This is a genomic window from Streptomyces kurssanovii (assembly GCF_040677245.1).
GTDB classification, from domain to species: Bacteria; Actinomycetota; Actinomycetes; order Streptomycetales; family Streptomycetaceae; genus Streptomyces; species Streptomyces kurssanovii.
Genome location: NZ_JBFAQK010000014.1, coordinates 67,394 through 88,191 on the forward strand (window position 1 = coordinate 67,394; position 20,798 = coordinate 88,191).

Annotated in this window: 19 protein-coding genes and 1 riboswitch; of the genes, 10 read left to right on the forward strand and 9 right to left on the reverse strand. The window is 69.5% G+C overall.

Annotated elements, in window-relative coordinates:
- Positions 1-112 precede the first annotated feature (112 nt).
- A riboswitch (cobalamin riboswitch) is annotated at positions 113-239 on the reverse strand.
- 113 nt (positions 240-352) lie between these two features.
- Positions 353-937, forward strand: coding sequence for a Uma2 family endonuclease (locus tag AB0K36_RS13260; protein ID WP_364592555.1), 585 nt, complete (start codon positions 353-355; stop codon positions 935-937).
- Positions 938-1,003: 66 nt separating this feature from the next.
- On the opposite strand, the gene mctP is transcribed toward AB0K36_RS13260, so the two are convergent.
- The 3 genes from mctP to AB0K36_RS13275 form a co-directional block, all read right to left on the reverse strand.
- The gene (gene mctP, locus AB0K36_RS13265; RefSeq protein WP_364592558.1) at positions 1,004-2,638 is read right to left on the reverse strand and encodes a monocarboxylate uptake permease MctP; all 1,635 of its coding nucleotides are present in this window, start codon (positions 2,636-2,638) and stop codon (positions 1,004-1,006) included.
- Positions 2,635-2,916, reverse strand: a complete 282-nt coding sequence (locus AB0K36_RS13270; RefSeq protein WP_364592561.1) for a DUF3311 domain-containing protein — start codon at positions 2,914-2,916, stop codon at positions 2,635-2,637. The genes mctP and AB0K36_RS13270 overlap by 4 nt, the downstream gene beginning before the upstream one ends.
- Before the next feature lie 179 nt (positions 2,917-3,095).
- A complete protein-coding gene (locus AB0K36_RS13275) occupies positions 3,096-3,860 on the reverse strand; it encodes a GntR family transcriptional regulator (protein WP_005312149.1) in 765 nt (254 codons plus the stop codon).
- A 306-nt stretch (positions 3,861-4,166) separates the two neighbouring features.
- Here AB0K36_RS13275 and AB0K36_RS13280 point away from each other — a divergent pair, with 306 nt between their 5' ends.
- From AB0K36_RS13280 to AB0K36_RS13305, 6 genes are all read left to right on the forward strand, one after another.
- Positions 4,167-5,471 carry a sugar ABC transporter substrate-binding protein gene (locus tag AB0K36_RS13280; RefSeq protein ID WP_364592564.1) on the forward strand — a complete coding sequence of 435 codons (1,305 nt, stop codon included), beginning with the start codon at positions 4,167-4,169 and terminating at the stop codon, positions 5,469-5,471.
- Positions 5,472-5,601: 130 nt separating this feature from the next.
- A complete protein-coding gene (locus tag AB0K36_RS13285) occupies positions 5,602-6,612 on the forward strand; it encodes a carbohydrate ABC transporter permease (protein ID WP_364592567.1) in 1,011 nt (336 codons plus the stop codon).
- Positions 6,609-7,487: a carbohydrate ABC transporter permease gene (locus AB0K36_RS13290; protein WP_364592570.1), complete on the forward strand. Its 879-nt coding sequence runs from the start codon at positions 6,609-6,611 to the stop codon at positions 7,485-7,487. Before AB0K36_RS13285 ends, AB0K36_RS13290 begins: the two co-directional genes overlap by 4 nt.
- Positions 7,488-7,496: 9 nt before the next feature.
- A complete protein-coding gene (locus tag AB0K36_RS13295) occupies positions 7,497-9,026 on the forward strand; it encodes a glycoside hydrolase family 3 protein (protein ID WP_364592573.1) in 1,530 nt (509 codons plus the stop codon).
- Between the two features lie 87 nt (positions 9,027-9,113).
- Entirely contained in the window at positions 9,114-10,184 is a 1,071-nt protein-coding gene (locus AB0K36_RS13300) for an SIS domain-containing protein (protein ID WP_364592576.1), read from the forward strand.
- A gap of 346 nt (positions 10,185-10,530) precedes the next feature.
- Positions 10,531-12,006, forward strand: coding sequence for a histidine kinase N-terminal domain-containing protein (locus AB0K36_RS13305; RefSeq protein ID WP_364592735.1), 1,476 nt, complete (start codon positions 10,531-10,533; stop codon positions 12,004-12,006).
- A 247-nt stretch (positions 12,007-12,253) separates the two neighbouring features.
- Here the strand turns inward: AB0K36_RS13305 and AB0K36_RS13310 are convergent, their stop codons facing one another.
- Both AB0K36_RS13310 and AB0K36_RS13315 read right to left on the reverse strand, forming a co-directional pair.
- Complete coding sequence (locus tag AB0K36_RS13310; protein ID WP_003953983.1) at positions 12,254-12,511, reverse strand: WhiB family transcriptional regulator; 258 nt, start codon at positions 12,509-12,511, stop codon at positions 12,254-12,256.
- A gap of 319 nt (positions 12,512-12,830) precedes the next feature.
- Entirely contained in the window at positions 12,831-13,799 is a 969-nt protein-coding gene (locus AB0K36_RS13315; RefSeq protein ID WP_364592579.1) for a diacylglycerol/lipid kinase family protein, read from the reverse strand.
- Between the two features lie 157 nt (positions 13,800-13,956).
- On the opposite strand from AB0K36_RS13315, the gene AB0K36_RS13320 reads away from it, so the two are divergent.
- Positions 13,957-14,373, forward strand: coding sequence for a hypothetical protein (locus AB0K36_RS13320; RefSeq protein WP_364592582.1), 417 nt, complete (start codon positions 13,957-13,959; stop codon positions 14,371-14,373).
- A 400-nt stretch (positions 14,374-14,773) separates the two neighbouring features.
- Here the strand turns inward: AB0K36_RS13320 and AB0K36_RS13325 are convergent, their stop codons facing one another.
- From AB0K36_RS13325 to AB0K36_RS13335, 3 genes are all read right to left on the reverse strand, one after another.
- Positions 14,774-15,715 carry an RNA polymerase sigma factor SigF gene (locus AB0K36_RS13325; protein WP_398061601.1) on the reverse strand — a complete coding sequence of 314 codons (942 nt, stop codon included), beginning with the start codon at positions 15,713-15,715 and terminating at the stop codon, positions 14,774-14,776.
- Entirely contained in the window at positions 15,712-16,125 is a 414-nt protein-coding gene (locus AB0K36_RS13330) for an ATP-binding protein (RefSeq protein ID WP_005312080.1), read from the reverse strand. Before AB0K36_RS13330 ends, AB0K36_RS13325 begins: the two co-directional genes overlap by 4 nt.
- A gap of 244 nt (positions 16,126-16,369) precedes the next feature.
- Positions 16,370-16,630 carry a UBP-type zinc finger domain-containing protein gene (locus tag AB0K36_RS13335; protein ID WP_189466029.1) on the reverse strand — a complete coding sequence of 87 codons (261 nt, stop codon included), beginning with the start codon at positions 16,628-16,630 and terminating at the stop codon, positions 16,370-16,372.
- A 44-nt stretch (positions 16,631-16,674) separates the two neighbouring features.
- On the opposite strand from AB0K36_RS13335, the gene AB0K36_RS13340 reads away from it, so the two are divergent.
- Positions 16,675-18,273: a Na+/H+ antiporter gene (locus AB0K36_RS13340; protein WP_364592586.1), complete on the forward strand. Its 1,599-nt coding sequence runs from the start codon at positions 16,675-16,677 to the stop codon at positions 18,271-18,273.
- Between the two features lie 4 nt (positions 18,274-18,277).
- Here AB0K36_RS13340 and AB0K36_RS13345 read toward each other — a convergent pair whose 3' ends face one another.
- Entirely contained in the window at positions 18,278-19,210 is a 933-nt protein-coding gene (locus tag AB0K36_RS13345) for a 1-aminocyclopropane-1-carboxylate deaminase/D-cysteine desulfhydrase (protein WP_364592589.1), read from the reverse strand.
- 148 nt (positions 19,211-19,358) lie between these two features.
- On the opposite strand from AB0K36_RS13345, the gene AB0K36_RS13350 reads away from it, so the two are divergent.
- Entirely contained in the window at positions 19,359-20,777 is a 1,419-nt protein-coding gene (locus tag AB0K36_RS13350; RefSeq protein WP_364592592.1) for a family 2B encapsulin nanocompartment shell protein, read from the forward strand.
- Positions 20,778-20,798: the final 21 nt, after the last annotated feature.

A 20,798-nucleotide genomic window follows, 5' to 3' on the forward strand; every position in this document is an offset into this window, starting at 1 on the left:
CGGCTCTGGGCCGGCGGAGGAGGCGGGCCGTGGCACGCTGACGGGGCAGCACGGCGCACGGCGTCCACCGGCCCAACCGCGAGGCCCGGACGTCTGGGCATCCGGATCGGTCGAACCGGATGCGCCGTCGACAGGTCCTCGGACTCGAACGGGTACGGCGGAGCGCACCGGATCACACCGTTGCGGGACAGTTCCGGATTCACACCGGATTCCCCTGCGGCGACAGCGAGATGAGCATACATGTGGGGGCGGTTGAGTCAGCCACCCCCATATGTTGTGTCTCCGGGTGGGAAGTCGATGTCCGGGCACCGGGGCGTCCGCCCCGCTATCGTGGTCGGTGAAGGGAGGGTCCATGACCGTGACCACCGACCGCCCGCACCTGGACACCGACGACTTCGACGAGGCTTTCCGGATACTGGCCCGCACGACCGAGGGCGTGCGTCTGGAACTGATCGACGGGAAGCTCAGGAGCAAGGCAGTGCCGGACGGCGATCACGGGCGCATCATCGAATGGCTGACGCGCATCTGTATGCAGGCGCGTCCGGAGCTGTGGCTCTATGCCGACCAAGGGCTCAAGGTGCAGGAGTACCGGAAGGGCCGCGCCCGTCCGGACGGCTCGCTCGCCTCCAGCGGCGCCTTCGTCGGTCAGGGTGAATGGGCCGACCCCGACCAGGTGCTCATGGTCCTCGAGGTCACTTCGTACGACTCGGACACCGACGGGCGTGACCGGGTGGAGAAGCCGCGCGCGTACGCCCAGACGGGCATCCCGGTGTACCTGCTGATCGACCGGGACAGCTGCGAGGTGACGGTCTACAGCCAGCCCGACGGCGTGCGCTACGAGAACGCGCACACGGTCCCGTTCGGCAAGGACATCACCCTGCCCGCCCCGGTGGACATCACCCTGGCGACCGGGCAGCTCAAGGACTGGGTGCGCTGACCCCGAAGACGAAGGGCCGCCGCGCTTCCCGGGGGAAGACGCGACGGCCCTTCGCCGTGCGACCGGTCAGTGACCGCCCGGAGCGCCCGCCGTGGCCGGCGGCAGCTCCACCTTGACGCCCGGGTCGCCCGCGTCCGCCGTGTAGTCGGACGGGCTGGTCTCGTCGATGCCGTCAGGGGCCTTGGCCGCCCGCAGGACGAAGGTGAGAACGACGGTGACGACGACGTTCAGCACGAACGCGGTGAGACCGATGTAGCCGATCTCGCCGATGCCCGGGATCTCCGCCGACGAGCCGCCGAAGTGCTTCTGGGTCGGGCTGGCCACGCCGTACGCGGCGGCGGTGCCGTAGATCATGCCGACGGCCCAGCCGCCGATGAGCGCCCACCGGTGGAACCAGCGGGTGAACAGACCGCCCACCAGCGCCGGGAAGGTCTGGAGGATCCAGATGCCGCCCAGCAGCTGGAAGTTGATCGCGACCGTCTTGTCCATGGTGAGGACGAAGGCGAGCGCGCCGACCTTCACCAGCAGCGAGACCAGCTTGGAGACCTTGGTCTCCTGCGCCGGCGTCGCGTCGGGCTTGAGGAAGTCCTTGTAGATGTTGCGGGTGAACAGGTTCGCCGCGGCGATCGACATGATGGCCGCCGGGACGAGTGCGCCGATGCCGATGGCGGCGAAGGCGACGCCCGCGAACCAGTCGGGGAACATGTTCTCGAACAGCTGCGGGATCGCCAGCTGGCCGTTCTTGACGTTCACCCCGGCCGCGATCGCCATGAAGCCGAGCAGCGCCAGCAGGCCCAGCATCAGCGAGTACAGCGGCAGGATGGTGGTGTTGCGGCGGATCACCTCACGGCTGCGCGAGGACAGCGTGGCGGTGATCGAGTGCGGATACATGAAGAGCGCGAGCGCCGAACCGAGCGCCAGCGTGGCGTAGCCCCACTGGCCCAGCTCGCCGGGCACCAGAGCGCCGTTGGGCTTGTCGGTGGCCGGGTTGATCTGTGCGAACTTCTCGCCGGCGCTGGCGAAGATCTCGTCGAAGCCGCCGAGCTTGATCGGGATGTAGATGATCGCCACCGCGATGACGATGTAGATCAGGGTGTCCTTGACGAAGGCGATCAGCGCCGGGGCACGCAGTCCGGAGGAGTACGTGTAGGCCGCGAGGACACCGAAGGCGATCAGCAGCGGCAGGTCCTTGACGAACCAGTGCGTGGTCTCGCCGCCGCCGACGCCCATGACGTCCAGCACGGCCTGGATGCCGACCAGTTGGAGCGCGATGTACGGCATGGTGGCGAGGATGCCGGTGACGGCGACCGCCAGCGACAGGCCCCTGGAGCCGAAGCGTCCGCGGACGAAGTCCGAGGTCGTGACGTATCCGTGCTTGTGCGACACCGACCACAGCCGCGGCAGGAAGGTGAAGATCAGCGGGTAGACGAGGATCGTGTACGGCACGGCGAAGAAGCCGGCCGCCCCCGCCGCGTAGATGGCCGCCGGGACGGCGACGAAGGTGTACGCGGTGTAGAGGTCGCCGCCGAGCAGGAACCAGGTCACCCAGGTGCCGAACGACCGTCCGCCGAGGCCCCATTCGTCGAGGCTGTTCTCGTTCTCGGCCCTGCGCCAGCGCGAGGCCAGGAAGCCCATGACCGTCACGGCCAGGAAGAAGAAGATGAAGACGGCGAGTGCGACGCCGTTCACGCCGTCCTTCATCGGGACGCACCCCCCTTGCGGGCGCGCTGGTCCCGCTGCCACAGCTTGTAGGCGATCATCGTGAGGGCCGTCGAGATCACGACCCAGAGCATCTGGTACCAGTAGAAGAACGGCATGCCTATGAACGTCGGTTCGACCTTCGCGTACGAACCGACCCAGAGCATCGCCACGAACGGGGCGGCGAGGCAGAGGGCGATGATCACACGCACCGGTGTGACGACCGGCGCTTTCGCTTCGGGCGCTTCAGGCGCCTCCGGCACCTCGGGCACTGCTGACATGCGGCTCCGTCCCCTTGCTGGTCACCTGTGTAATGGGCACGAAATCTAGGCGAGCCGTTCGCGCCGAGTCACCCCTGGTCCGCATATCGGTACGGCAACGACTTCAGCCCGGTGGGGGCAAAACGTGACATGGCACCGCAACAGGTTGCGGTGCCATGCGGCCGAAAGCGGGAACGGGGTCAGTCGTTGGGGCGCTGAAGCCTCGCGACGAACTTGTAGCGGTCGCCGCGGTAGACGGAGCGGACCCACTCCACCGGTTCTCCCTGGGCGTCCAGCGAGTGGCGGGAGAGCATCAGCATCGGCAGGCCGACGTCCGTGCCGAGCAGGCCGGCTTCGCGCGGGGTGGCCAGCGAGGTCTCGATGGTCTCCTCCGCCTCCGCGAGATGGACGTCGTAGACCTCCGCCAGCGCGGTGTAGAGCGAGGTGTACTTGACCAGGCTGCGGCGCAGAGCCGGGAAGCGCTTGGCGGACAGGTGCGTGGTCTCGATGGCCATCGGCTCACCGCTGGCCAGACGCAGCCGCTCGATGCGCAGCACCCGGCCGCCGGCCGCGATGTCGAGCAGTCCCGCCAGGGTGTCGTCGGCTGTGACGTAACCGATGTCCAGCAACTGGGACGTGGGCTCCAGTCCCTGCGCGCGCATGTCCTCGGTGTACGAGGTGAGCTGGAGCGCCTGGGAGACCTTGGGCTTGGCGACGAACGTGCCCTTGCCCTGGATGCGCTCGAGCCGGCCCTCGACGACCAGCTCCTGGAGCGCCTGGCGGACGGTGGTCCGGGAGGTGTCGAACTCGGCGGCCAGCGTCCGTTCCGGCGGCACCGGTGTGCCCGGCGGCAGGGTCTCCGTCATGTCGAGCAAGTGGCGCTTGAGCCGGTAGTACTTGGGCACGCGCGCGGTGCGGGTCTGTGCCCCGCCCTCGGCTTCCGTGCCGCCCCCGTCCATGGCCATGGCCCGCCTTCCCGACTGCTGTGCTCCTGCCGTCACCGGCTCCTCCGTCTGCTGCGGCTCACATGGTGGCACGGACCGGTAACGGGTCGTCGCCCTCCCTCAGGTGTCGGTCCGATAACGGACACGACAGCCCTTCTTATACACCCTTGACACCCCTAAAGGTCTAGGCCAAGCTCCCGGGTACTGGTCTAAACCATTAAAGATCAGGTCCCAGCCCCACGGCAGAATCTGGCGCGCGTCCGTCAAGTGCTGCGCGACTCCCGGGTGGTGGGGGGGTAACTCTTGCATCCCTTTGAGGAGGGTGGCGTGAAGCGCAAGCTCGTAGCAGCGGTGGGTGCGGTGGCCATGATGGCCTCGGTCGCGGCCTGTGGTTCCGACGGCGGCAGTGAATCGGCGAAGAGCCCGAAGGACCGCAAGGAGACGTTGACCGTCTGGCTGATGGTCGACGCCCAGTCGACCTGGCCCGAGCTGGTCAAGGACGTCAACGCGCAGTTCAACAAGAAGTACCCGGGCGTGAAGGTCGACGTCCAGTACCAGCAGTGGGCGGACAAGGCCAAGAAGCTCGACACGGCCCTCGGTGGCGACAAGTTCCCCGACGTCGTCGAGCTCGGCAACACCGAGACGATGCAGTACATCCTCAACGGCGCCCTCGCGGAGATCGACCCGAAGAAGTACCAGAACTCCGACACCTGGATCCAGGGCCTGAAGGACACCTGCTCCTTCGAGGGCAAGCAGTTCTGCGTGCCTTACTACGCCGGCGCCCGCGTCGCCATCTACAACACCGAGATGCTCAAGAAGGGCGCGGGCGTCGACAAGCTGCCCGAGACCGAGGACGAGCTCCTGGCGGCGATGGACAAGGTCTCGGCCGAGTACGGCAAGAAGGACAAGCGCTTCTCGTCCCTCTACCTGCCGGGCCGCTACTGGTACGCCGCCATGTCCTACGTGGCCGCGTACGACGGCAAGATCGCCGAGTACGACGAGGGCTCGAAGGAGTGGAAGGCCTCGCTCTCCTCCCCGGAGGCGCAGAAGGGCATCCAGCACTTCATCGACCTGGTCAAGAAGTACAACAAGGCCGACCAGACCAAGGACGAGCAGGACCACGCCAACGTGATGGCCAACGAGAAGGCCGCCCTTCTCTACGGCAACGGCTGGGAGTCCGGTTCCGTCATCGACGGCAAGAACAACGGCAACCCGAAGCTCGAGGGCAAGATCCTCACGGCCGGCATGCCGGGCCCGAACGGCAAGGCGCTGCCCTCCTTCATCGGCGGCTCCGACCTCGCGGTGACCAGCAAGTCGAAGGTCGCGGACCTGGGTGAGGAGTGGATCTCGCTCTTCACCAGCGAGAAGTCCATGGAGGTCCTCGCCTCCAAGAACATCCTTCCGAACAACACCAAGCAGCTCGAGCCGCTGAAGGCGAAGCCGGAGACCGCTCCGATCGCCAACGCCGTCCCGGACGCGTGGTTCACCCCGATCGCCCCGGGCTGGACCTCGATCGAGAAGGAGGAGGTCCTGGAGAACATGCTCCTGGCCATCCTCAAGGGTGACTCCGTGGAAGCGGCCACCAAGGCGGCCGACGCCAAGATCAACGAGCTGATCAACCAGGAGTCCTGACGGGCCTCGGGCGTCCCGGCGCCCCGCCGAGGACGCCCGACGGGCTCTCCAGGCGGTGGGCGGGAACCGCACCACGCGGCTCCCGCCCCCGCCCTTTTCGGTGCAGAAGAACAAACGGAAGGTCAGCCACGTGACTGCCGCCGACACCAAGGCCGCCGGCCCGCCGGTACCCGTACCACGTGCCCCGAAAGGCGCCGGTCCCAGGCCGGCGCCCGACAAGGGGATCAGCGGCTCCGGCCGGAAAAAGCGGAAGAAGGGAGAGCTTCTCCCGTACCTGCTGATCCTCCCGGCGCTCGTAGCGGTCGCCGCGGTCTACGCCTTCCCGCTGGCGAAGACCGTGATCATGTCCTTCCAGGACATGGGGCGCAAGGAGCTGTGGACGGGCGAATCGCCGCCCTGGGTCGGCTTCGAGCAGTTCACCAACATCCTGGGCGACGCCGAGTTCTGGTCGGTCACCGGCCGCACCGTCGTGTTCATGGTCGTCTGCGTGGGCCTGACGATGGGCATCGGCCTGCTGCTCGCCCTGCTGATGACCCGGCTGACCACATGGGTGCGACTGGTGCTGACGGCGGCGCTCGTCGCGGCCTGGTCGATGCCGCTGATGGTCGCCGCCTCCATCTTCCGCTGGCTCTCCGACTCCGACTACGGCCTCATCAACACCCTGATAGCCAAGGTCGCGGGCGAGGACTTCCTCGGCCACAACTGGTTCCTCGACCCGAAGCAGGGCTTCGCCATCATCGCCCTGCTGGTGGTCTGGGGCGCCATCCCCTTCGTGGTCATCACCCTGTACGCGGCCCTCACCCAGGTGCCCAAGGAGCTCGAGGAGGCCGCCGCCCTCGACGGCGCGAACGCGCCCGCCGTGTTCCGCTTCGTCACCTGGCCGGTGATCCGCCCCGTCTTCACCATGGTCGCCACCCTCTCGGTGATCTGGGACTTCAACGTCTTCGGGCAGATCTGGCTGCTGCGCGGCAACAAGCCGGAGCCCGAGTACGAGACCCTCGGCCTCTACTCGTTCTCCAAGGCCTTCGAGTCCACCTCGTTCAGCCAGGGCACCGCGATCGCCCTGATCACCGTTCTGCTGCTGTCCGGCGTGGCCGTCTACTACCTGCGTCAGCTGATGAAGACAGGAGAGGTCGAATGAGCACCTCCACCGCTCCCTCCCCGGCCGGCGCCGGACAGGACCTGAGGCCGGACCGCAAGAAGTCGCGCTGGCACTACGACGTCATCGGCCTGTTCACCGCCGTCCTGATGGCCTTTCCGGTGTACTGGCTCGTCATCAGCGCCCTGCGGCCCAACCATGAGATCCGGTCCTACGACCAGACGCTCTGGCCCTCGTCGCTGACCTTCGACAACTTCGCCCGCGCGGTGAAGCAGGAGAACTTCGCCACCGCCGTCCAGTCGAGCCTCATCGTCTCGGTCACCGCGGTGGTCGGCGGAATGATCATCGCCACCCTGGCCGCCCTGGCCATCGGCCGGTTCCGCTTCTTCGGCCGCAAGGCGCTGCTGATGGTGCTGATCCTCGTCCAGATGCTGCCGCCGACCGCGATGCTCATCCCCATCTACGCGCAGCTCAACGCCATCGGCGGGCTCGACGAGTACTGGGGCCTGATCGTCGTCTACCTGGTCTCCACGCTGCCGTTCGCGATCGTCATGATCCGCGGGTTCGTGGTGAACATCCCGGTGGAGCTCGAGGAGTCCGCGATGGTCGACGGCTGCACCCGCATGGGAGCCTTCCGCCGCGTGATCTTCCCGCTGCTCGCCCCCGGTCTCGCCGCGGCTTCCATCTTCGCCCTGGTCAACGCGTGGAACGAGTACCTCTTCGCGTACATCCTGATCAACGACAACTCCAAGTACACGCTCAACGTCTGGCTGATGACGTTCACCACCGAGCGGGGAACGGACTACGGCGCGCTGATGGCGGCCTCCACGCTCATCGCACTGCCCGTCGTCGTCTTCTTCATGATCATCCAGAAGAAGATGGCCACCGGGCTCACCTCGGGCGCAGTGAAGGGATAACGCCACCTCATGACGACTCTGGTACGTGGCTCGTCAGGCACCCTGACCCGCGACGCGCTCACCATCCTCCAGCCCGGCTTCGTCGGGACCACCGCGCCCGACTGGCTGCTGCGGCAGATCGGCGAAGGGCTCTGTGCCGTCGGCCTGTTCGGCCGCAACATCACCTCGCCCGGCCAGCTCGCCGCGCTCACCGCCCGGTTGCGGGCGGAGCGCGACGACGTCCTGGTCGCCATCGACGAGGAAGGCGGTGACGTCACCCGGCTCGAGGTGCGCAGCGGCTCCTCGTTCCCCGGCAACTACGCGCTGGGCCTGGTCGACGACGTGGACCTCACCCGCGCCGTGGCGCACGAGTTGGGGCGCCGGCTGGCCGAGTGCGGGGTGGACCTCAACTGGGCGCCGTCCGCCGACGTCAACTCCAACCCGGACAATCCGGTCATCGGTGTGCGTTCGTTCGGCGCCGACACCGCACTGGCCGCCCGCCACACCGTCGCCTACGTCGAGGGCCTGCAGGCCGCCGGCGTGGCCGCGTGCACCAAGCACTTCCCCGGGCACGGCGACACCAACGTGGACTCGCACCACGCGGCGCCCCGTATCGATGTGGACCTCGACACGTTGCACGCCCGTGAGCTGGTGCCTTTCCGCGCGGCCATCGCAGCGGGTTCCAAAGCGGTGATGAGCGCGCATATCCTACTTCCCGCGCTCGACCCCGACCGTCCCGCGACGCTGAGCCCGCAGATCCTCACCGGTCTGCTGCGCGAGGAGCTGGGCTACCAGGGCCTGATCGTCACGGACGGCATGGAGATGCAGGCCATCTCGTCCACGTACGGCATCGAGCGCGGCTCGGTCCTCGCGATCGCCGCCGGTGCCGACGCCATCTGCGTCGGTGGCGGGCTGGCCGACGAGGAGACCGTACTGCGACTGCGCGACGCGCTGGTCGATGCGGTGCGGAACGGCGACCTGCCCGAGGAGCGGCTGGCCGACGCGGCGGCACGTGTGCGTGCCCTCGCGGACTGGACGCGGCGGGCCAGGGGGGCTGCAGCAGAGCCGGGCGCGGCTTCACAGGAGGGGACCGCGCCCGGCTCCGACATCGGTCTCGTCGCCGCGCGCCGCGCGGTGCGCGTCACGCCCGGCGGGCGGCCCTACGAGCCGGTCACCGAGGCCCCGTACGTGGCGGCCCTCACCCCCGTCGCCAACATCGCTGTCGGGGACGAGACGCCGTGGGGTGTGGCCGCCGAACTGACGGCTCTGCTGCCCGGTACGGAGACCGGCACCTATGCGGATGAAGGTGATACGCCCGCATTGGTGACAAATGTGCTGGAGGCGGCGGCGAACCGTAGGATCGTCGCTGTGGTTCGCGACGTCCACCGCCACCCGTGGATGGCGAACGCCCTCGAGGCGCTCCTCGCGGCCCGTCCCGACACGGTCGTGGTCGAGATGGGCCTGAACCGGGCGGCGCCCACGGGGGCCCTGCACATCGCTACCCATGGTGCCGCCCGCGTCTGCGGGCGGGCCGCCGCGGAGGTCATCACCGGCCGCTGAGCCGGGAGTGGGCCTGCGTGGACCGTGCAGTGCCGGGCGGGCGCCGTCGCCGCCCGGCACCCTGAGCGCCACCTGGAGGCAACGGGCATGTCCGCCACGACGTCGGCCGAGCACGAGGAGCACCCGGGCCGGATCATGTCCGGCGAGATGGCGCAGCAGCCGGCGGTCCTGCGGCGCATCCTCGGCGAGGGTGCGCCGAGGATCCGGGAGGTGGCGTCGGCGATCGCCGCGAAGAAGCCGCGGTTCGTCCTGCTGACGGCCCGCGGCTCTTCCGACAACGCCGCGCTGTACGCGAAGTACCTGATCGAGATCCGGCTCGGTCTGCCGTGCGGACTCACCTCCATGTCCACCACGACCGCCTACGGCGCCCGCCCCTCGCTCGCCGACGTCCTCGTGATCACCGTCAGCCAGTCCGGCGGTTCGCCCGACCTGGTGGCGTCCACGCAGGCGGCGCGGGAGGCCGGCGCGGTCACCCTGGCGGTGACCAACAACCCGGACTCGCCGCTGGCCGCAGTCTCCGAGTTCTCGATCGACATCATGGCCGGTCCGGAGAAGGCCCTTCCGGCCACCAAGACCTACACCGCCTCCCTGATGGCCCTCCACCTGCTCGTGGAGGGTCTGCGCGGCGGTGAGGCCCCGGCGGCCGGACGGCTGCCGGAGCTCGCCGGGCGGATCCTCGGCCGGCAGGACGAGGTGCGCGCCCTGGCATCGCGGTACCGCTTCGCCGAGCGCATGGTCATCACGTCGCGGGGCTACGGCTACCCCACGGCGAGGGAAGCGGCGCTCAAGCTCATGGAGACCAGCTACATCCCCGCGCTGGCGTACTCCGGCGCCGACCTGCTGCACGGGCCGCTCGCCATGGTCGACAACGTCTCACCGGTGATCGCGGTGGTGCCGGACGGCAAGGGCGGCAAGGCGCTCCAGCCGGTGCTCGACAGGCTCCGGGGCCGCGGAGCGGACCTCTTCGTGGTGGGCCCGGCGCCCCAGGTCGAGGCCGCGTCGGCGGGATTCGTGCTGCCCACGGAGGGCGTGCCGGAAGAGCTCCAGCCGATTCTGGAGATCCTTCCGCTGCAGCTGCTCGCGTACGAGGTGACCATCGCCCGCGGGCAGGACCCCGACGCGCCGAGGGCGCTGGCGAAGGTGACGGAGACGCGCTGAGCCGGACCGTGCGGCGGGGGCCGTGATCGCGACGGGCGGGTGTGATGAGGGGCCCGCCCGTCGTCCACGACGGTGTATAAGTATGGTGGCGGAACTTAACGCGCCCAGGCATGGACAGGGCCGAATGGTCTAGTCCACAATCGATACTGCACAAGCCTCCGCCCTCCCCGCACAGGAGGGTGGAACGAGGTCCCCGGCGCTCTCTGCCCTGACTGCGCCGAGACCTCCCACGGCCGACCGGGACCGCACACCCTTCGGCCGCGTAACTCCGGGCTGCGGTGCCGGACGGGTTGAGGGTCCCGTCGCGGCGCCGCGGCCCGCGGGTACCCTCGCTGACGTGCCCTCCATGAACGAACTCGTCCGCCAGCACACCGCTCTGAGTGAGTCAGACCTCGAGTGGCTCCATCTGCTGGTCTCGGAGTGGCAGCTGCTCTCCGACCTCTCCTTCGCCGACCTCGTGCTGTGGGTGCCCACCCGGGACGGCACGCGGTACGTCTCCGTCGCCCAGATGCGGCCGAACACCGGCCCCACCTCGTACCAGGACGACATGGTCGGCCATCTGGTCCCACGCGGCCGGCGCCCGCTCCTGGACGCCGCTCTGGACGAGGGGCGGATCGTCCGCGAGGGCGACCCGGAGTGGCGCGAGGAAGTGCCGGTACGGGTCGAGTCCATCCCCGTACGCCGTGAGGGCCGTGTGCTCGGCGTCATTGCCCGCAACACCAACCTGCTCACCGTGCGCACCCCGTCACGGCTGGAGCTCACCTACCTCCAGTCCGCGTCCGACCTGGCGCAGATGATCGCCGCCGGCACGTTCCCGTTCCCCGGGGAGCAGGTCGAGATGGACTCCTCGCCGCGCGCCGGTGACGGGCTGATCAGGCTGGACGCGGACGGCATCGTCCAGTACGCCAGCCCCAACGGACTCTCCGCGTACCACCGTCTGGGCCTGGCCTCCGACCTCGTCGGCCAGCATCTCGGCCAGGTCACCGCAGAACTGGCCCCCTCCCGCGGGCCGGTCGACGAAGCCCTCGTCAAGATCGCCAGCGGATACGCGCCGCGCGAGACCGAGGTGGAGGGCAACGGCGGAGTCATCCAGTTGAGGGCCATTCCCCTCAAGCCCAAGGGGGTACGCATCGGTTCTCTGGTGCTCCTGCGGGACGTGACCGAACTGCGCCGCCGTGAGCGCGAGTTGATCACCAAGGACGCGACCATCCGGGAGATCCACCACCGGGTGAAGAACAACCTCCAGACGGTGGCCGCGCTGCTGCGCCTCCAGGCGCGCCGGATGGACTCCGTGCGCGGCCGTGAGGCGCTCAACGAGGCGGTGCGGCGTGTCGGTTCGATCGCGATCGTGCATGAGACGCTGTCCCAGAATCTGGACGAGCGGGTGGAGTTCGACGACATCGCCGACCGCGTGATCGCGATGGTGGCGGAGATCTCACCCGGCAAGGTCGACTGCCGGCGCACCGGTCGCTTCGGCATCCTCGACGCCGAGATCGCCACACCGCTGTCCATGGTGCTCACCGAGGTGCTGCAGAACGCCCTGGAACACGCCTTCTCGCAGGGGGAGCAGGGGTCGGTGGAGGTCGCGGCCGTCCGTGGTGACCCGCGCGCGGAGAACGCCCGGCTGCTGATCACCGTTCAGGACGACGGCCGCGGCCTGCCGGAGGGCTTCGACCCGCAGCGGACCGGGAACCTGGGGCTGCAGATCGTACGGACCCTGGTCGAGGGGGAGTTGGGCGGAACGTTCGACATGGTCCCGGTCCCCGCACCGGGGCGCGGCACGCGGGTCGTGCTCGACATCCCCGTGCCGGACCGGCGTTAGGGCCTCGACATCCCCGTGCCGGACCGGCGTTAGGGCTCAGTGCCCAAGGGCTGCCGGCTCGGGCCGCGCCGACGGCGTGCGGTACAGGCGGGCACAGCGAAGAGCCCCGGGCCGTGTGACACGGTCCGGGGCTCGAAGCTCACGTGCTGCATGTGCGATGCGCATCGGGGGTACTGCGCGCTGCGGCTCGAAGGCGGTGAGTGCGTACTCGCTGTACGCGCCGCCGGGAGGCCGGTAGCAGGGGGCGTCAGGCGCTGGCGTTACGCGCCCGGTTGCGAGCGGCGCGGCGCTTCATTGCGCGGCGCTCGTCCTCGCTGAGGCCACCCCAGACGCCGGAGTCCTGGCCGGACTCGAGCGCCCACTGCAGGCACTGCTCCATGACGGGGCAGCGACGGCAGACGGCCTTGGCTTCCTCGATCTGCAGCAGCGCAGGACCGGTGTTGCCGATGGGGAAGAAGAGCTCGGGGTCTTCCTCGCGGCAAACGGCGTTGTGACGCCAGTCCATGGCTGCTACCTCTCCTTGGTATTACGTGCGGGTTGCTTGTGAATGTGAACGCTTTCACGAATCCCCCCGCAAGGGAAGGGCCGAGCAGCCGGTTGCCCGACGTTGGGTCCTGGATTCGTGGAGGGGTTCCGGCGGTCTGTGGGGCCGATGTTGCGGGCCGTCCCGATCGCCATGTAGAGATTCGCAAACCTCGGCGGCGGATACAACCCCTTCCGGAAAGTTTTTTTTGATTCCTCGGTGTCGACTAGGTCACAGCCGTACTTCTATGGGGTGGAGGCCAGCCCGTACGTTCGAGATAAAGGACTTTCGGTCCTTCCGGTCACACAATCACACGCAGTGCACGGCGAACGCCTGTGAACGTCACGCTCGTGCGCAGCCCCAGGTGGTCACCGTCCATCTGGAAGGGCAGTGGGACCTTTGAATGCAAGGTGAAGTCCGTCTGGTCGTGAAGTGTGAGCGCGTGCTTCCCTCGCGGTCCGCGCTGCGGACTCGAGGTGAGCAGCTGGGTGCCGTAACGCGCCACCGCCGGGGTCGACAGCTTCGACAGTCCGAGCACGTCGAGGGCGGTGTCGAAGGAGGCCTTCGGGGACGCGTACACCGGGCGATTGCCCAGGTAGGTCCAGGGGGAGGTGTTACAGACTATGGACAGCACCAGGTCCTCCACCGGGGCCGCGCCGGGCCGCTCCAGGGTGATGGTGCCGCGTCTGCGGTGCGGGTCGTCCAGGAACTGGCGGAGCACCTGACGGACGTAAAGGGCGTGCGTCGACCGCTTGCCGCGTTCGCGGTGCTGTTCGACCCGGCCGACCACGCCGGCGTCGAAACCGAACCCGGCGCAGAAGGTGAACCAGCGCTGCGGGACGGCCTCGTCCTCGGTGCCGGGCGTGCCGGCGGCGAGGCCCAGGCCGACCGTCTGCTCCGTCCGGTCGCGGAGCGCGTCCAGGATGGCGCCGGTCGCCTCGACGGCGTCGTTCGGCAGGCCGAGAGCGCGGGCGAAGACGTTCGTGGAGCCGCCGGGGACGACCGCGAGGCGGGGGAGACCCTCCGGATCGGGACCGTTGTGCAGCAGGCCGTTGACCACCTCGTTGACCGTGCCGTCGCCGCCGAGGGCGACGACCAGGTCGATGTCGTTCGACTCCGCGGCGCGGCGGCCGAGGTCGCGGGCGTGGCCGCGGTACTCGGTGGTGACCGCCTCGATCTTCATCTCGCTCGCGAGTGCGTGGATCAGCACGTCGCGCGTGCGGGCACTGGTGGTGGTTGCTGCCGGATTGACCACGAGAAGTGCGCGCATGCGATGCAGCGTACCTACTGGGGGGTACCTGGCCCAGTCCGGGTTTCGGGGCGGGGGCGCAGGGTGGGCCGGTGACGGCTGACGCGGGCACGGGTGCCCGCCGCCCTCGCCTTCGGGCGACGGCCGCCGGGTACGGGGTGACGGCTACCCTGCATGGGTGAGCAGTGACGACCAGACCTCCGCCCCCGGCCGCCCCACCCGACTGACCGCCGCGGCAGCGGTGTGCGCCGCCGAAGGGCTGGCGCTGGTCGTGGGCGGCGTGTACATGCTCGTGATGGGGCTGCTCGGCCGGCCCGACAGCCCCTCCCAGGCGGAGATGGGCGGTCTGACGCTGATGGCCCTCGGGGCGATCCCGCTGGCGGCGGCGCGAGGGCTGCTGCGGCAGCGCGGCTGGAGCCGCGGACCGGCGATCATCACGCAGCTGATCGGGCTGATCCCCGCGTGGACGCTGCTGCGGGCGTCCGGCGCGCTGATTCCGCTGGGCGTGGTGCTGGCGGCGGTCGTGGTGACGGGCCTGGTGCTGCTGGTGAACCCGACGACGGCGCAGGCACTGGGGATCCGCAGCCGCGCGTAGCCCTTGGGCGGGCGGCAGGCCCGTGCGGCCCCGGCGGGCCCGGCCTAGGGCCCGGTGCGTGTCGCGGGTGCGGGGCGTGGCCGGCCTCCCGGCGTCTCATGCTGCGAGGAGCGCGGGGCCGTCACCCGAGGAGTGCGGGGCAGTCACCCAGGTCACCGCGCCCGACCGCGAACTCGGCCGTGACGACGACCGCGGAGTCTGCGGATATGCCCGCCGGGGACTCGGCGGAGACGGCCGCGAGGGTGCGGTGGGAGACCGTGGCGGGCGCGGCAGAGGCTTCCGGGCCTTGCGCCCCCTGCGGGGCGGGTCCCGCAGAGGTGCGTCTCGGCGTGCAGGTCCGTCAGGCCCGTGGCCGCTCCATGGGGAGGACGGTCCGGCCATGGAGCGGGCGTCTTGAGGGTTACTCCTCGACCAGGAGGCGTTCGCGGAGTTGCGCGAGGGTGCGGGCGAGGAGGCGGGAGACGTGCATCTGGGAGATGCCGACCTCCTGCGCGATCTGGGACTGGGTCATGTTCCCGAAGAAACGCAGCAGCAGGATCCGCTTCTCCCGCGGCGGGAGGCCCTCCAGGAGCGGCTTGAGGGACTCGCGGTACTCCACGCCCTCCAAGGCCTCGTCCTCCGCGCCGAGGGTGTCCGCCACCGCCGGGGACTCGTCGTCCGTGTCGGGGACGTCCAGGGACAGCGTGGAGTACGCGTTCGCGGACTCCAGGCCCTCCAGGACCTCCTCCTCCGAGATGCCGAGGCGCTCCGCCAGCTCGTGCACCGTCGGGGACCGGCCGTGCTGCTGGGAGAGCTCGGCCGTCGCGGTCGTCAGCGAGAGCCGCAGTTCCTGCAGACGGCGCGGCACCCGCACCGCCCAGCCCTTGTCGCGGAAATGGCGCTTGATCTCGCCGACCACTGTCGGGGTCGCGTAGGTCGAGAACTCGACGCCGCGCTCCGGATCGAACCGGTCCACCGACTTGATCAGGCCGATCGTCGCGACCTGGGTGAGGTCGTCCAGCGGCTCGCCGCGGTTACGGAACCGCCGCGCCAGGTGTTCGACCAGCGGCAGGTGCATCCGGACCAGCTGGTTGCGCAGCTCGGCCCGCTCGGGCGACCCGTCGGGCAGCTTGCGCAGTTCGATGAACATCGCCCGCGCGCCGCTGCGGTCATGGGGGTGATGATCCTGCTGGTGCTCGCTCATACGGTCCGCCCGCTCTGCCGAGGCCGTACGGCCATCAGGTTCGTCCACCACCGGGTGCGGCCGCGCCTGCTGCTCAGGGATGCCGGCGGACGCGCTCAGCACCCTCGGGCCTCGCTCCTCGTCCTCCCGCATCGAACCGTCCCCGTTTCCGCTGCTCACGCCGGCCCGGGTCCCGCGCCGCGCTGCTTGTACAGACTGATGGCGACCGTGCGGTCGTCGGCGACCGACGAGTCGACCTTGCCGGCCAGTGCGGAGAGCACCGTCCAGGCGAACGTGTCACGCTCCGGCGCCCGGCCGTCGGTCGTGGGCGCGGAGACCGTCACCTCCAGCGAGTCGTCGACGAGCCGGAACACACAGCTCAGGACGGACCCCGGGACGGCCTGCTGCAGCAGGATCGCGCACGCCTCGTCCACCGCGATCCGCAGGTCCTCGATCTCGTCGAGGGTGAAGTCCAAGCGCGCTGCGAGGCCGGCGGTGGCCGTTCGCAGTACGGACAGGTAGGCACCCGCAGCGGGCAGCCGGACTTCCACGAAGTCCTGGGTCCCGGGCTCGCCTGCAATATGGGACACCCTCACCTCCAAGGTGGCACAAGCTCTTTCCGGGCCGGGGGCAGAGGCCCCGCGGCCGTGCGTTACGCGGTCGGTCACGCAGCCAGGTCTGGCCTGGCGACGCTATCGCGATCCATGGTGCCGTGTCGCCAGGACCCCCATGCCGACAAGTGTCACTCAATGTAAGCCTATGAGTACGCACAGTGGCTAGAGGTCTGCGCCGCCCAATTGAGCGGGGTCGGCGGATGGTTGACGTACCCAGGCGTCAGACGATCGAACCGTCGACGAAGCACCACCGCCACACCTGTCCCGGCTCGAAACTGCGCATCACCGCGTGCCCCGTCTCACGGAAGTGAGCGCTCGCGTGCCGCATCGGTGAGGAGTCGCAGCAGCCGACGTGCCCACAGACGAGGCAGAGTCTCAGCTGGACCGGGTGACTGCCGACGGCCAGGCATTCCGGACACGTGTCGGTCAGCGGCGCCGGTTCGGGGCGCGGCAGTTCTCCTACGTGGGGGCACTCGCTCATGATTGCCAGATTACGACGGGGACGACGGACATGAGGTCGGTGTGATGGAAGCATTGCCGCTGGTCGGGCTGATCGCGGTGAGCGCGGCGGTGGCCGGCGCGGCCCGAAGGACACCGGTCCCGGCACCGCTGCTGCTCGTGGCCGCCGGGCTGGCCGCCTCGTACGTGCCGGGCGTTCCCGACTACCACCTCGACCCGCACATCGTGCTGCCGCTGGTACTGCCGCCGCTGCTGCACCTGGCGGCGCTGGACAGTTCGTACCTCGACCTTCGCGCCAACGTCCGTCCCATCGCGCTGCTGTCCGTGGGCTATGTCCTGTTCGCGACGGTGGCGGTCGGCGGCCTCGCCTATCTGCTGGTGCCCGATCTGCCCCTGGCGACGGCCCTGGTGCTCGGTGCGGTGATCGCGCCGCCGGACGCCGTGGCCGCGACGGCCATCGCGCGCAGGCTCGGTCTGCCCGGCCGGATCACCACGATCCTCCAAGGTGAATCCTTGGTGAACGATGCCACGGCGATCACCGCCTTCAAGGTCGCCCTCGCGGCCGCGATCGGAGCCGGCTCCAGCTGGGGCGACGGGCTGGCGGAGTTCGCGCTGGCCTCCGTCGGCGGGGTCGCCGTCGGTCTGGCGCTGATGGTTCCCATCCACTGGCTGCGCACGCACCTGAAGGAAGCGCTGCTGCAGAACATCCTGTCGCTGCTCATCCCGTTCATCGCCTACGCCGCCGCCGAGCAGGTCCATGCCTCCGGAGTCCTGGCCGTGGTCGTCGTCGCGCTCTACCTGGGCCACCACGCGTACCAGGTCGACTTCGCGACCCGGCTCCAGGAGGAGGCCGTCTGGAAGATGGTCGCGTTCGTCCTGGAGTCCACCGTCTTCGCGCTGATCGGGCTGCAACTGGCGATCGTGGTGGGGGAGCTCGGCGACTACGGCGTGGGGGAGTCCCTCTGGTACGCGGCAGGGGTGTTCCTCGCCGTGGTGGTGGTGCGCTTCGTCTGGGTCTATCCGGCGACGTTCCTGCCGCGCATGATGTTCCGGCGGATCAGGGAACGCGAGCCGGACACCAACTGGACGGCGCCGCTGATCGTCGGCTGGGCGGGCATGCGCGGTGTCGTCTCGCTCGCGATCGCCTTCTCGATCCCGCTGACGGTGTCGGACGGCGCGGACTTCCCGGCCCGCAACCTGGTCCTGTTCCTCACCTTCACCACCGTGATCGGAACGCTGGTGGTGCAGGGACTGACCCTGCCGCCGCTGATCCGTGCGCTGAAGATCCCCGGCCGCGACGTCCAGGCGGAGACCCTGGCGGAGGCGCAGGCGCAGAGCCAGGCCTCCGCGGCGGCCGAGCGGCGTCTGGAGGAGTTGCTCGCCGACGAACGCAACAGGCTGCCGGAACCCTTGGAGCAGCGGCTGCGCGCGGTGCTGGAACGCCGCAGGAACTCGGTGTGGGAGAGACTCGGTTCGGTGAACGACGCGACCGGCGAGTCGGCCGACGACACCTACCGCCGGCTCGCGAGGGAAATGATCGCGGCGGAACGGGACGTGTTCGTGGACCTGAGGAACCGGCGCGTCATCGACGACGAGATGCTGCGCAAACTGCTGCGCAGGCTCGACCTGGAGGAGGCGGCCGCCTACCGCGAGGAAACCGCCTGAGCCGTCACCCGGCGACGCCGGTCCCCCGCCCGTCCTCCTGTCCGGTGATGACGGCCGCGACCGTCGTGCCGGGCGGGAAGGCTCCTTCGGCGGCGAGTTCCACGAGTCCGTTGAGCAGCTTGGCGACGTAGACGCGCTCCACGGGAAGCCCGTGGCGTGCACCGAATCCGGCCGCGAACGCGTCGAGTTCAGGAGTGGTACGGGCGTACCCGCCGAAGTGGAAGCGCTCCTCCAGGGACCAGTTGCCGGTGTGGCCGCCGAAGGCCTCTTCCTGCAGGGCGCGTACCGCCGCGCCGAGGAACCCGCCCTTCAGCACCGGGAGACCGAGGGCCCGCTGTCCGTCGCCGAGTCCGGCCGCCAGCCCGGCGAGGGTGCCGCCGGTGCCGCAGGCGACGGCCACCACGTCGGCGAGGCCGCGGAGCTCGCGGCCGAGCCCGGCGCAGCCGGCCGCGGCCGACGCGTTGCTGCCACCCTCGGGGACCACGTACACGTCGTCCGTCGCGGCCGTCCGGAGGATGCGGGCGAGTGTCCCCGGGTCGTCCTTCGCGCGATAGGTGGCGCGGTCGACGAACAGCAGTCGCATGCCGTCCGCCGCGCAACGGGCCAGGGAGGGGTTCAGCGGGCGGGTGGCGAGCTCGTCGCCGCGGACGACGCCGATCGTGCGGAAGCCGAGCAGCCGGCCGGCGGCGGCCGTCGCGCGCAGATGGTTGGAGTACGCGCCGCCGAAGGTCAGCACCGGCCGGCCCGCCGCGGCCCGCAGGTTCGGTACGAGCTTGCGCCACTTGTTGCCCGGCAGGTCCGGGTGGATCAGATCGTCCCGCTTGAGCACCAGTCGCACGCCGTGCCGGGAGAAGCGCTCGTCCTCGACCGGCTGCAGCGGCGACGGCAGCCGGGGCCGCAGCGCGGCCGTCGGATCGGACGAGGTTCTTTCGGACATGCACCCATTCTGGCCGGATGTGTGAACGGGTCCGGCTCCTGCCCCGGTCGACGGTGATCCAGTCACACTCATTTGTGTAATGGCGTACTTACACAACGCACTGGGAGGCTTGCTGTCGCAGGTCAGAACATGATCGAGAGGGAGTCTCATGACGGTTGGTTCGGTTGGTTCCGTCGGCGAGGACATTCGCGACCAGGCACCCCAACAGAGTCTCGGTACCGCTGCCGCACGGAATCTCGCGACCACCACCAAGTCCGTCCCGCAGATGCAGGAGATCACCTCCCGGTGGCTGCTGCGCATGCTGCCGTGGGTGCAGGTGCAGGGCGGTACGTACCGGGTGAACCGCCGCCTCAGCTACTCGGTCGGCGACGGCCGGGTGACGTTCGTCCAGACCGGCGACCGTGTCGCCGTGATCCCCGCCGAACTGGGGGAGCTTCCGGCACTGCGTGACTTCGATGACGAGGCGGCGCTGGCGGAGCTGGCGCAGCGGTGCGAACAGCGTGAGTTCGCGGCGGGGGAGGTGCTGGCGACCGGCGGCCAGGCGGCGGACCGGATCTTCCTCCTGGCGCACGGCAGGGTGGAGAAGGTGGGGGAGGGCCCCTACGGGGACGAGGCGGTCGTCGAAGTCCTCGCCGACGGGGCCTACTTCGGCGACCAGTCGCTGGTGGACCGGGAAGCGGTCTGGCAGTACACCGCCCGCGCCGCGACCGCTTGCACGGTCCTCGTGCTCACGAGGGACGACGTGCTCAACCTGGCGGACCGGGCGGAGTCGTTGCGCTCCCATCTGGCGGGTCTGGCGGCACTTCCCCACCAGCGCACCAACAAGTACGGCGAAGCGGCGATCGACCTGTCGGCCGGCCATGTCGGCGAGTCGGTCGTGCCGCACACCTACGTGGACTACGACGCCGCGCCCCGGGAGTACGAGCTGAGCGTCGCCCAGACGGTGCTGAAGGTGCACAGTCGCGTCGCGGACCTCTACAACCAGCCGATGAACCAGACGGAACAGCAGCTGCGGCTGACCGTCGAGGCGCTGCGCGAGCGGCAGGAGCACGAGCTCGTCAACAACCGTGAGTTCGGCCTCCTCAACAACTGCGACTACGGGCAGCGGCTGCAGCCGCACGACGGTGTGCCGAGCCCGGACGACATGGACGAACTGCTCTCGCGGCGGCGGGGCTCGAAGCTCTTCCTCGCCCATCCGCGCGCCATCGCCGCCTTCGGGCGCGAGTGCAACAGGCGCGGACTGGTGCCCGACAGCGTGGAGGTGGCGGGCCACCATGTGCCCGCCTGGCGCGGCGTGCCGATCTTCCCGTGCAACAAGATCCCGGTCACCGAGGCCCGGACGACGTCGATCATCTGCATGCGTACCGGAGAGGACGAGCAGGGCGTCATCGGACTCCAGCAGAGCGGCATCCCGGACGAGATCGAGCCGAGCCTGTCGGTCCGCTTCATGGGCATCGACGAGCAGGCGATCATCTCCTACCTGGTCACGGCCTACTACTCGGCGGCCGTGCTCGTCCCGGACGCGCTCGGCGTCCTGGAGAACGTCGAGGTGAGCCGTTGGCGGTGACCTGCCCAGGAACGACGTGAC